This window comes from Clostridium sp. UBA7339, from assembly GCF_002470865.1.
In the GTDB taxonomy this organism is placed as follows: domain Bacteria; phylum Bacillota; class Clostridia; order Clostridiales; family Clostridiaceae; genus Clostridium_J; species Clostridium_J sulfidigenes.
This window is the reverse complement of sequence record NZ_DKPI01000012.1, coordinates 171,464-183,668: the sequence shown is the minus strand read 5'-3', so window position 1 is coordinate 183,668 and position 12,205 is coordinate 171,464. Positions and strand designations below refer to the sequence as shown.

At 30.7% G+C, this 12,205-nt stretch carries 13 protein-coding genes; 2 read left to right on the top strand and 11 right to left on the bottom strand.

Annotated features, from left to right (window positions below; all coding sequences use genetic code 11):
• Window positions 1-5: 5 nt before the first annotated feature.
• A complete protein-coding gene (locus tag B2S02_RS12695) occupies window positions 6-539 on the bottom strand; it encodes a GNAT family N-acetyltransferase (protein ID WP_346846404.1) in 534 nt (177 codons plus the stop codon).
• Between the two features lie 77 nt (window positions 540-616).
• Entirely contained in the window at window positions 617-799 is a 183-nt protein-coding gene (locus tag B2S02_RS12690; protein ID WP_346846403.1) for a hypothetical protein, read from the bottom strand.
• A 314-nt stretch (window positions 800-1,113) separates the two neighbouring features.
• Between B2S02_RS12690 and sstT the strand changes: the two genes are divergently transcribed.
• A complete protein-coding gene (gene sstT / locus B2S02_RS12685; protein ID WP_346846402.1) occupies window positions 1,114-2,346 on the top strand; it encodes a serine/threonine transporter SstT in 1,233 nt (410 codons plus the stop codon).
• 165 nt (window positions 2,347-2,511) lie between these two features.
• On the opposite strand, the gene B2S02_RS12680 is transcribed toward sstT, so the two are convergent.
• The 8 genes from B2S02_RS12680 to B2S02_RS12645 form a co-directional block, all read right to left on the bottom strand.
• Window positions 2,512-3,120 (bottom strand): acetate uptake transporter, encoded by a 609-nt coding sequence (locus B2S02_RS12680; RefSeq protein ID WP_035130633.1) that lies wholly within the window; start codon window positions 3,118-3,120, stop codon window positions 2,512-2,514.
• A 187-nt stretch (window positions 3,121-3,307) separates the two neighbouring features.
• Window positions 3,308-3,970, bottom strand: coding sequence for a rubrerythrin (rbr, locus tag B2S02_RS12675; RefSeq protein ID WP_346846401.1), 663 nt, complete (start codon window positions 3,968-3,970; stop codon window positions 3,308-3,310).
• Window positions 3,971-4,170: 200 nt separating this feature from the next.
• Window positions 4,171-5,070, bottom strand: coding sequence for a zf-HC2 domain-containing protein (locus tag B2S02_RS12670; protein WP_346846400.1), 900 nt, complete (start codon window positions 5,068-5,070; stop codon window positions 4,171-4,173).
• Complete coding sequence (locus B2S02_RS12665) at window positions 5,067-5,552, bottom strand: RNA polymerase sigma factor (RefSeq protein ID WP_346877037.1); 486 nt, start codon at window positions 5,550-5,552, stop codon at window positions 5,067-5,069. Before B2S02_RS12665 ends, B2S02_RS12670 begins: the two co-directional genes overlap by 4 nt.
• A gap of 503 nt (window positions 5,553-6,055) precedes the next feature.
• Window positions 6,056-6,295 (bottom strand): thioredoxin family protein, encoded by a 240-nt coding sequence (locus B2S02_RS12660; protein WP_035135794.1) that lies wholly within the window; start codon window positions 6,293-6,295, stop codon window positions 6,056-6,058.
• A gap of 80 nt (window positions 6,296-6,375) precedes the next feature.
• A complete protein-coding gene (locus tag B2S02_RS12655) occupies window positions 6,376-7,380 on the bottom strand; it encodes a permease (RefSeq protein WP_346846398.1) in 1,005 nt (334 codons plus the stop codon).
• Between the two features lie 332 nt (window positions 7,381-7,712).
• Complete coding sequence (locus B2S02_RS12650; protein ID WP_346846397.1) at window positions 7,713-9,383, bottom strand: ribonuclease J; 1,671 nt, start codon at window positions 9,381-9,383, stop codon at window positions 7,713-7,715.
• Window positions 9,384-9,410: 27 nt separating this feature from the next.
• Window positions 9,411-9,608 (bottom strand): helix-turn-helix domain-containing protein, encoded by a 198-nt coding sequence (locus B2S02_RS12645; RefSeq protein ID WP_198028608.1) that lies wholly within the window; start codon window positions 9,606-9,608, stop codon window positions 9,411-9,413.
• Between the two features lie 355 nt (window positions 9,609-9,963).
• Between B2S02_RS12645 and B2S02_RS12640 the strand changes: the two genes are divergently transcribed.
• Window positions 9,964-10,206, top strand: a complete 243-nt coding sequence (locus B2S02_RS12640; protein ID WP_346846396.1) for a hypothetical protein — start codon at window positions 9,964-9,966, stop codon at window positions 10,204-10,206.
• 201 nt (window positions 10,207-10,407) lie between these two features.
• Here the strand turns inward: B2S02_RS12640 and B2S02_RS12635 are convergent, their stop codons facing one another.
• Window positions 10,408-12,204, bottom strand: a complete 1,797-nt coding sequence (locus tag B2S02_RS12635) for an ASKHA domain-containing protein (protein WP_346846395.1) — start codon at window positions 12,202-12,204, stop codon at window positions 10,408-10,410.
• Window position 12,205: the final 1 nt, after the last annotated feature.

Sequence of the window (12,205 nt, the reverse complement as noted above, 5' to 3'; positions counted from 1 at the left end):
GATTTTTATAATGAAAACTCTAATTGGTAATCCCTTGGGTCATTTTCATATAGTTCTTTATTTATTTCCTCTGCTTCTTTACAGCCTATTGAAAAATAAAATGCAATTGTTTCTTCAGCAGAACCTGCACAAATATAAATTTTATCTGCTTTCCACTCTCTTGCAACATTGGCAGAAAGTACGAATAAATTTTTACCTATTCCTTTATTTCTACACTCTAAGGTTATGAAAAGCTGATCTAATAAAACATAATTAAATTTTTCACCAAAAAATTCACGATTAACTGTTGAAAACCCCAGTAATTTATTATTATCATCAAAAGCAGCAATGGCACTTCCCCCACTTAAAATGGTTTTCTTCAAATTTCTTAGATGATATTCATAGCCGTTTGGCCAATCACAATCTTGGTAATTTATTTCTACTAATTTACGTTTGCCACCCACATCTCTCCATGCTTTTCCTATATATTGAGATGGATTCATTTTGTTTATATACTCACATTCCTCTAATTCTAATTTTCTATATATAACATCTCCCATACTTCCACCTCCAAATACTCATGCAAAATAATCCTATTCTATAACACTTTGAACACCCTAGAAATTTTCTCTTACCACTAATTTTTTACAATAACTTCACTTTTATATTTACTATTTAAATAATACACATATTCTAGTAAAAATCCAATAACTCTAACATCAGTAAAATCTGTATTCTCAATTAAATTTTTATTTTCAATGAATAATTTTAGAACTGTTATCCCAAAATAGTATAGAGATATATAGTGGCATCTTTCCATAATGCTTGAAAAAATTTTTTTCTTGCAATTGAATTGATTTTATTAATATTTTAAATTTAATTTATATGACTTATAAACCTAGTTAATATAAGCCTTAATAGATAATTTAAAAACTGATTTTATTTTCTAATTGTTTATTATATAGGTTATTTATGTAAAGGTGACCATTAATTAATTGAAAATTCATTATGCTTTTCCACTTCACATTAGTGAAGATTCATGATAAACTTATTTTTACCAAAGAATTTCCTAGTAACAAATTTAAAGCCACAGAAACTTATTTTTTTTATTTAACGTTATAGGAGGAAAATATTATGAAGAATCTAATGAAGAAATGGAATGGATTAAGTTTAGTAAAACGTATAATCATAGGTTTAATCATAGGTATTATATTAGCCGTAACCATTCCTAATGTAGCAAAACCATTATCAATTTTTGGATCTTTATTTGTAGGTGCTTTAAAAGCCATTGCACCTATCCTAGTCTTATTTTTGGTAACCAGTGCTATTTCCCAACACAAAAGTGGTCATGAAACCAATATGAAAACCGTTATTATTCTTTATCTTTTAGGAACATTCTTAGCCGGACTTGTAGCTGTTATTGCAAGCTTTATGTTCCCGGTAAGTCTAACCCTTGTAGCTGGGGTAGAAAATATTACTCCTCCTGGCGGTGTAGTAGAAGTTCTTAAAGCATTACTATTAAACCTAGTTGATAATCCAGTAAAGGCTCTTTTCAATGCTAACTACATTGGTATATTAGCTTGGGCAGTAATTCTTGGTTTTGCCTTAAAAAATGCTGCAAGTTCTACAAAATTAATAATTTCCAATGTTTCTGATGCATTATCTCAAATGGTTGTATGGGTAATAAATTTTGCACCCTTAGGAATCATGGGACTTGTAGTTGATACTATCGTTACAAGTGGAATAGCTTCACTTCTTAGCTATGGAAAATTACTTTTACTTCTACTTGGAAGTATGATTTTTGTAGCTCTTGTTGTAAATCCAATAATGGTGTACGTAGCTATTCGTCAAAATCCATACCCCCTTGTATTTAAATGCTTAAAAGAAAGTGGAATCACAGCATTCTTTACACGTAGTTCTGCTGCTAATATTCCTGTAAATATGAGTTTATGTGAAGAACTTGGTTTAGATAAAGATACTTATTCAGTATCAATTCCTTTAGGTGCCACAATTAACATGGCTGGTGCAGCTATTACTATTTCTGTTTTAACTCTTGCAGCTGTTCATACTCTTGGTATCCAAGTAGATATTGGTACAGCAATAATTCTTAGTGTACTTTCTGCGGTAAGTGCTTGTGGAGCTTCTGGAGTAGCCGGAGGTTCACTATTACTTGTTCCTCTAGCATGTAGCTTATTTGGAGTCCCAAGTGACATTGCTATGCAGGTAGTTGGTGTAGGTTTTATCGTAGGTGTTATTCAAGATTCTGCTGAAACTGCACTTAACTCATCCACAGATGCACTTTTCACAGCAACAGCTGAATTTAGTAAGTGGCGTAAAGAAGGTAAAAAAATAAATATTTCTAAATAGAAATTAAATACTAGTGTAATTCTTATATAAATATAAAAGCCTCCAAGGATAGCTTATAAACTATTCTTGGAGGCTTTAAACCTTTATAACCACTATAAAAATTAGAATCACCTTTTGTGTATCATGGATATACAAAAGGTGATGAAAAAATTCATCACCTAAATATTACTTCTTAAATATTCCAAAAGGTTTTCCAACAGGTAAAAATACTCTTCCAAAGTGAGTATTTAATACTGCTGCTGCTGAACCATAGAAAGATACTAAAGCTATTGCTAACTCAGAATAAGCAGCTAGCATATGTGTTCCATGCTCCATTATTCCAAAAGTTGTTAGCGTTAATCCTAAGAATAGGAAATCTATCAATAGGAATATTGTAAATAACACCTTATGAGTTTCCATTGCACCTATAGTCATAAATATTGTAAAAATTAAATACCCTAAATAAGCAACTCCTAATTGATTTATGTCAGCTTTAGCTGCTAGGGCTGGTCCAAATACTCCATTTTGAATTAACCAAGTAAAACCAACACCATACCAAAAGAATGCATAAGCACCAAAAGCAGTTGCTCCAAAAGTGTTGTTATGCTTAAAATCATTTAAACAAGCCAACAATTGTGCTGTTGCTCCTAAAAATATTGCCCATGGTAATACTAAAGATACTCCCTCTGTTAATCCTAACTTTTGAGATGATGCTACTAATGTTACCATTGCTAGTCCAAATAAACCTATTGCCGACGGATCAGCTACTACTACTTTAACCTTTGTTTCTTGCATAATATCCTCCTAATATAAGTTCACACAAATTTCATACTTTTAAACAATAACAAAAATATTATCCATTGTCAATAAAAATTATAATGTTTACATATTTATAAACTATTACTTTGAATTATATAAAGAACTATCCATCAATATTAATATGCAAAATAAAAAAACCGCCACAATAAGTGACGGCTTAAAATTAATAATTTTCTTTTCTAACTTCGAAATAACTTTGAGAATATTTACATACAGGACAAACTTCAGGAGCCTTTTTTCCCATTATAAGATGTCCACAAACACGACATTCCCACATAGTTTCTTCACCTTTTTCAAATACCTGTTGCATTTCAATATTTTTTAGTAATTTACGATAACGCTCTTCATGAGATTTTTCAATAGCAGCCACTCTACGGAATCTTTCAGCTAACTCCTTAAATCCTTCCGCTTCTGCATCCTTTGCAAAACCATCATACATGTCTGTCCACTCATAGTTTTCACCTTCAGCTGCATGTAAAAGATTTTCAGCAGTGTTTCCTAAATTACCCAACTCTTCATACCATATACGAGCATGCTCTTGTTCATTTCTAGCTGTCATTAGAAAAATTTCAGCTAACTGATCGTATCCTTCTCTTTGTGCAATATTGGCGAAGTATGTATATTTGTTTCTCGCCTGGCTTTCACCTGAGAAAGCTTCCATCAAATTCTTTTCTGTCTTTGTTCCTGCGTAAATATTTTTAATCTCTTTTTCTTCTTCAATTTTAACAAATACTGAGGCTGGTTGTTTACATTTAGGACATCTAAAACCTTCTGGCAACTCCCCTTCATGAATATAGCCACATACTGAACAACGATATCTTACCATTTTTTTATTCCCCCTAATTTAAAATTCTTTATTTGAAATTTTAATTATTTATTTTTTCACAATCCATTCCTACTATTTCTTATTATACCACATAATATTTAATTTCCCAATACTAATTAGGTTCTCGAAATTTTATAATAGAGGGTATATCGTGCGTTTCTGTTACCAGTAAATTAAATTTTTAAAAACCTACTTAAATATTAGTCCCTTTTACCATTTCTATATTCTCTCATTAAACTGATAGCAGATAGGAATCCAATGTACAGTGGAATCATCACTAGCAAGATTGCAAAAAAATCCCTTGCTGCAGAATATGATGACGTTGTAAATCCTTTAATACAAAGATGACCTAAAAAATATGATATAGGCAAAAATAGAATTTTTATTGTCACATTTTTTACTTTTTCATATCCTCGGAATACAAACATAATTATTCCACAAAGCATTACCAATGCTAAGTCAATAACTAAATAATATGCCAAAACAAGTCTTGGCAATGTGAAAACACCTCCACCAGGATTTTGGTCATTACCATATATTAATCTATCTTCACTTCCATTAGTCATATAATAGTAGACGGAATCTACCACTTCACCATTTGGATTCAAAACAGTATTATTTGCAGGATTTTTAGCAATACTTCTGTTCCAAATACTATCCCATGCAGTTATATTGTAAACATAACCTGTGTTGTCATCATTAGGATAACTACTTATATCATATCCTGATACTTTATCACTGAATAAAGCAAGTACCGACCCATTATCCTTTTCTATTAAGGATACTGTGCCTTCACTATAAGGAATATACTTTGGCGCAGTAAAAAAAGCAATTGTAATTGAAGCAATAACTATGGTCAACATAACAGAAAAAATAATTGTTTGGAGTTTTTTCTTACGCAAAGTAGCCTTTAGATTTCTCAGTGGGGCTACATCTGTATCTATAGGTGGATTATTATATAATTTCATCTCATCAAGTTGCTTTCTACAATCCTCACAAAAACTAATATGCTGTTCCACAATAATGCAAGTATCATTACTGGCAATATTTTCTAGATATAAAGGCAAAAGATCTCTAATCACATTACAAGGTACTTTCATTTATAATCCTCCATTCGCTCTTTGATCTTATTTCTAGCCCGGTGATACGTAACGCAAGCCCAATTATCACTTTTTCCAAACAAACAAGCAATCTGTTTGAAGCTCAATTCTCCAAAAACTCGCAGTGAAAATACTTCTTTATATGGTTCGTCAAGATTATGAAGAATTTCGTGAATTTCCATAGATTCTTCTGTTGAAGATATTATTTGTTCAAAATTAAAATTATCTTTTTGTTCAGAAAGTTCATCTAAATGTATAGTTTTTTTCTTCTTGCGCAGAAAAGAAAAGTAGCAATTTTTTGCAATTTGACATAACCACACTCGTATATCACAGTTACCCTTAAATTTTTCAATAGATTTTATTGCCTTCATAAATGTTTCAGCTGTGATATCCTCTGCTATATGCCTATCTCCAGATAAACTATATATATACAAAAAAATATCTTTAAAATAATTATTATATATATCCTCAAACTCCGTCACTCTATCACCTCCTCACTTATAAGACGCTTTTGATTTGATTATCTTACACTAATATTAAAAAAATTTAAAAGCTAAAGAGAATTATCCATATATTTTTCAATTTATTCCATTATTACTCTGATGTACATTATGTCATAATATCCATTAATTGTAAAATCATTAATATAATAAAATACTCTGCTATACTCAAATATATTGTCTTATCTTATGGTTCTTACAATTTTCTTGAATTAACAATTCTTTTTTACAATTAAGTTTTTTAGAACTTTATTTATATTAGAAATGAACCAATATAAACAAACAAACTAAGACCTATAGGTTATCTAACTACCATATCACACGTATTACGAAGAATGGTAATAGGAAGACAACCCATAGGTCCCTAAAAACTTGCTGAGAAGCTTTTATTAGTATTATATATACTCCAATATATTAATTTATTATTTAAAGACTATTCCCTAAGATAAACTACAAATTTTTTCCAATGAAGACATAAGGAATTTTTATTTAGAACTTTCAAGAATCTTTATAATTTCTTTTGGTTTTAATACCTTTCCAAAGGAAACAACTTTTTCATTAATAACTAGTGCTGGAGTTGTCATTACTCCATAAGCCATAATATCCTTAAAATCCATAACTTTAATTATCTCAGCTTCCTTCCCTGTTTCTTTTAATGCTATTTCAGTATTTTCTTTTAATGTAATGCATTTTTTGCATCCTGATCCTAGAATCTTAATTATCATACATATCACTCCTTAAATATTATTTTAAAAAATCTAAATAAAACAAATTCTATTAAAATTAAATATATAAATATATATTCTTATAGTAGAAGATACCCAAAGGCATTAAAGACATAACCTATGATAATGATTCCTATAGTAACAATTCCTACGAATATACCTAATAGTTTTGGTTTCACTACTTTCTTTAGCATAATCATAGATGGAAGGGAAAGTGCAGTTACACCCATCATAAATGATAAGGCTGTACCAATTCCTACTCCTTTAAGTACCAATGCTTCTGCAATTGGTAGAGTTCCAAAAATATCAGCATACATAGGAACTCCTACAAAAGTTGCTATCAGAACAGAATACCATTTATCCTGACCAAGAACAGCAGTAATTACATTCTCTGGAATCCAGTTATGAATTGCAGCTCCTATTCCTACACCGATTAAAATATATAGCCATACTTTTTTTATAATGTCCAAAACCTGATTTTTAGCAAAAATCATCCTATCTTTTTTAGTCAAATCTTCTTGCTCTACTTCAATCATCTTATTGTTAAAAACGAAGGACTCTACATATTTTTCAAGTTTCAACTTGCTAATAATTGAGCCTCCAATAACTGCAAGAATAAGACCTACAACAACATAAGCAATTGCAATCTTCCAGTTAAATATGCTTGCAAGCAAAATAACAGAAGCTAAATCTACAAGAGGTGAAGATATTAAGAATGAAAATGTAACCCCAATTGGTAGACCCGCACTAGTAAATCCTATAAACAAAGGAATGGATGAGCAGGAACAAAAGGGTGTAACAGTTCCAAGTAAGGCACCCAATATATTGGCCCAAATACCATTAAATCTTCCTAAAATTTTCTTAGTTCTCTCTGGAGGAAAGAAACTTTGTATATATGAAATTAAGAATATTAATACTGAAAGTAGTATGAATATCTTCATAACATCATATATAAAGAAGTGAATACTTCCTCCAATTCTGCTACTAACATCTAGGCCAAATAAATTTTTTACTATAAGTGTAACTAAATTACTAAGCCATTCCATTTTCAATAGTTGATTATTTAACCATTCAAATACAAACACATTCCCATCTCCTTAAATTATATTTTTTAACTTTAATTAATTCCAATATTACAAAGTGAATTTTTTACTTAACTCCTTTTAAAAGCTATATAGATAATCGTCTATATCCATTATATGACTACACATAGATAACTGTCAATATGTTTGCAATTATTATTTTTGAAGTTAAATTAAATAAGACAACTTACAATTAGTGAAAATAAATCACTTAATATACAAAACTAAAATAAGCTTTGAATCTTATTCACTAGATTCAAAGCTTATTTAATTTCTATTACGTTATCTTCTTAAAGTTTTTTAATAAAAAATTCTATTTATTATTGTTTTAAATCTTAAACTTCCATAATTATTGGCATAATTATTGGTCGTCTTTTAATCTTCATATATATGAATTGTGATAGAGAATTTTTAACTGCAAATTTTATATTTCTTCTACTCATATCTTTAGCTGCTAATTTCTTTTCAACTTCTTTTAATACAATGCCCCTTGCATCATTAATGATGTTTTCTGATTCCCTAACATAAACAAAACCTCTAGTTATTATGTCTGGTCCTGCTACTATAGTATAAGAATCTTTTTTAATTGTAATTACTACAGTTAGAATTCCATCTTGTGCTAATAATTTTCTATCATGTAATACACTACTTCCAACGTCTCCTACACCTAGTCCATCTACCATTATTGCTCCTGTTTTTACTTTACCTGATATGGTAGCAGCTTTGCTGTGCACTTCCAATACATCACCAACTTGGGATACAAATATATTAGACTTATCCATACCTAGCTTCTCAGCAAGTAATCCATGCTGCATTAAATGACGATACTCTCCATGAACCGGCATAAAGTATTTTGGTTTAACTAAAGAGTGTATTAGCTTTAATTCCTCTTGACAAGCATGCCCTGAAACATGGATTTCTTCTAAGGAATTATATATAACTTCAGCACCCCTTTTAAATAAATCATTTATTACATTGGATATACACTTTTCATTTCCTGGTATTGGAGATGCAGATATAATAACCAAATCACCTTTTTCTACTTGTACACTTCGGTGTATTCCTGCAGCAATTCTTGTAAGCGCTGACATCGGCTCACCTTGGCTACCAGTTGTGATTATTGTAATGTTTTCACTATCGTACTTACCAATGTCATTTATACCAACAATACTCTCTTCAGGAATGTTTAAATACCCAAGATTCATTGCTACTTGAGATATTTTTTCCATACTTCTTCCACTAAAGGCTATTTTCCTTTCATAGAAAATAGATGCATTTACAATCTGTTGTAGCCTATGAATATTTGATGCGAAGGTTGCCACTATTACTCTTCCTGTTGCTTTACCAAAAATCCTATTAAGGGATTCTCCAATTACCTTTTCTGATATGGTATACCCTTGACGTTCCACATTAGTACTATCAGCAAGTAGCAATAATACCCCTTGCTTGCCCAAAGTTGAAAGTCTTTGTAAATCCATAACCTCTCCATCAATTGGAGTATAATCTACTTTAAAGTCTCCAGTGTGAATAACTCTACCAATAGGTGTATGCACTGCAATAGCACAGGAATCTGCAATGCTATGACTATTTCTTATAAATTCTACACTTATATTTTCTAATTTAATAGTATTTCCAGCTTTTACAACATTAAGGTCACAATCTTTTAGTATATTATGCTCTTCTAATTTACTTTCCACCAATCCTAAAGTTAGACGGGTCCCATACACTGGAACATTAAGTTGTTTTAACACATAAGGTAATGCACCTATATGATCCTCATGTCCATGAGTCAAGAAAAAACCTTTTACTTTATCCTTATTTTCTAGCAAATAAGTTATATCTGGAATAACTAGATCAACCCCATACATATCTGGCTCTGGAAATGAAATTCCACAATCTATTACAATAATTTCATCCTTATATTCTATAACTGTTATATTTTTACCAATTTCCCCTAGTCCCCCTAGAGATATAACCCTAATTTTATTTTTAATCTTACTTTTCAAAACATATCCTCCTATTATAAACTAAGTTTATATTCTTTCTCCTCGTTTTAACTTTTCAATAAACTCAGTTAAATCACTTCTTTTTACTCTCCAATGCCTACCAATTTTAAAGGCTGGAATTTTCCCTTCTTGTACTAGTTTATATGTAGTAACTTCACTTATTTTGAAATATTCTGCCACCTCACTAACAGTCATAATCTCATTATCACTCATATTATCATTCATTAAAATTTACCCCCATTTATGTTTAGGATCTTTCTATTTTCTTTTAATTTAAAATCTAAATATGTTAATTCACAAGTTAAGCTTTCTACTTACCCTTGACTTATTCAATTATTATCACTTATATATTATTATATATATATAGTTATAATTAATCAAGTTAGATTAAACTATACTTTAATTAGTTATATTATATTTCATATTATTATGTTAAAATATAAATGATTATATTTAATTATATTTATACCCAAATACAATTAAATTTATTCCCAAAGGTATAAAACACAGTTTTATAAAATATAAGGAGTAATATAGATCATTCTTATATTTTATAATTTTACTTTAAGGAGGCTTGGATATGGATTTTATAAAAAACAACTATAATACTCTGCTTATGGAATGGATAAGATTAAAAACAAAGCAAGCAGTTATTGAAAATTCCCAAGATGGAACTTTAGAAAAAATAGAGGAAGCATTGTTAAATTTAGATATAATTGATATTGAACTTATTAATATTTCAAAGGATTACTATACCTTAAAATTTAAGCATGGAGGCTTATCTAAAATTAAGCAATTTATTTCACAGCAAATAGAGAGCTAACAACTTAATAATTGAAACTCGACTCACTGCGTTCGCTGAGTAAGTGATTCACACCAAATCATAGATTTGGGTTCTCTACTTAAATGAGAATAAAAAAATATATGAATTACCTATGCTTTTTCAAAGGTAATTCATATATTTTTATTTTATGACCTATGTTCTATGCCATATGCCTTTTATTTATATGTTTTATAGAATCTATTATTTATCTCCAAATAAAAGACATTGTGAAAATAATTTTTCATATCCCTCTGAGGCACCAAGTTCCATGTATTCCATTTCACCTGCTAATTCCTCTATTTCTTTCTTAACTTTAACAGACATAAGTGCCATGTATGCTCCAGTTTTAGAAGAATTCCCTACATATACTAGTTTATTCTTTACCTCTTCTGGCAAAATTCCTGTTCCTACAAGGCTATCTGCTGGAAGGTGAGCGCCAAATTGTCCAGCTATCATCACCTTATCTAATTCACCCATATCAATCTTAGCCTGTTTTAACAAGGCATAAAATCCTGAAAGCAGAGCTCCTTTTGCTAATTGTACCTGACGAACATCCCCTTGAGTTATTAGTAGCTGTTCTGGAGTACCTTTTAAAATAAATTCTCTTTTATTCCCATTTAATTGTATCATCTTATATCGATAATCAGATTCCTCTAGTTGTTCTTTTTTTATAAATGCTCCATTGTTTTTTACAATTCCTGTTCTAAGAAGCTCTTTCACTACTGCTAGTATCCCACTTCCACATATCCCTATAGGGTCTTCCTCTCCTATAACCTTAAGGTCTATTCCATTTTCAGTGATTTCCACACCTTCAACAGCGCCCTCTGCTGCTCTCATCCCTGAACTTATATTCATTCCTTCTAATGCTGGTCCTGCTGCACAGGAACAGGAAAGTAATCTTCCACCCTTAGATAAAACTATCTCTCCATTAGTTCCAATATCTATAAATAGTATATTTTCCTCAGCTTTATGTAATTCACAAACATAGGCACCTGCCACTATATCAGCTCCAATGTAAGAGGATACAGAAGGAAGGCAATATACTCTTGCACACTTAGCAGCCTTTATCCCAAGGTCACTTGCTGATATGTTTTTTGCCTTTGTAAATATAGGAGCGTAGGGAGATTTTCCAATTGATGTTGCATCAACACCTAAAAGAAAATGCATCATAGTACAGTTTGCAGCAATAGAAATTTCATAAATATTTTCTTTCTTTACTTTTCCCTCACTACATAACTCTTCAACCATTTCATTAATAGCTTCTACAATAGTTTTCTGTAACTCTTCTTTTGAACCCTCTGGATGTTCTAATTCATAGGTTATTCTAGTTAAAACATCTAGCCCAAACTTCTTTTGGGGATTAATTCTTGAAGCTGTAGCTAATTCCTCACCATTGTTCATATCAATTAATGCTGCAACCACCGTTGTAGTTCCGATATCAATGGCAACACCATAAAGAAACTCAGTAGTATCACCTGCCTCAAGGGCAATTAACTCGCTGTCATTAAATACTCCAGTTACAGTTCCATAGCTGCTTTCATAGTCCCTTAGCAACTTCCAGTTGACCTTTTTAGACCCAAGTGCCTCACATAAAGAATCTTCAAAAGGACTTTGTTTTTCTAAAGTAGGCATTTTTATTTCAAAGATTTTTTTAGAAATTGTAGGATTAAACTCAAATTCAGGTACATACCCAGTAGTAAGTATTTTATGCTTTCTTTCCTTTTGCAGAATTTCAATTGTAATATCTTCTTTTGGTACTACCAAGCAGGAAAGTCTTATGTCTGCGTTTATTTCATCTTCTTTCAATAGCTTTCTTTCCGTTGGCGAAAGTGGCGGAAGATTTCCTTCCAACACCCTGACCTTACATTTCCCACAAGAACCATTTCCATTACAAGGATTATCTACAAAAATATCATTTTCTAATAATAGCTGTAGTAAGTTTTTCTTTGGAACATACTCAAAGTCCTTACCTAACTGTTTAATAAAAATCTTAGGCATT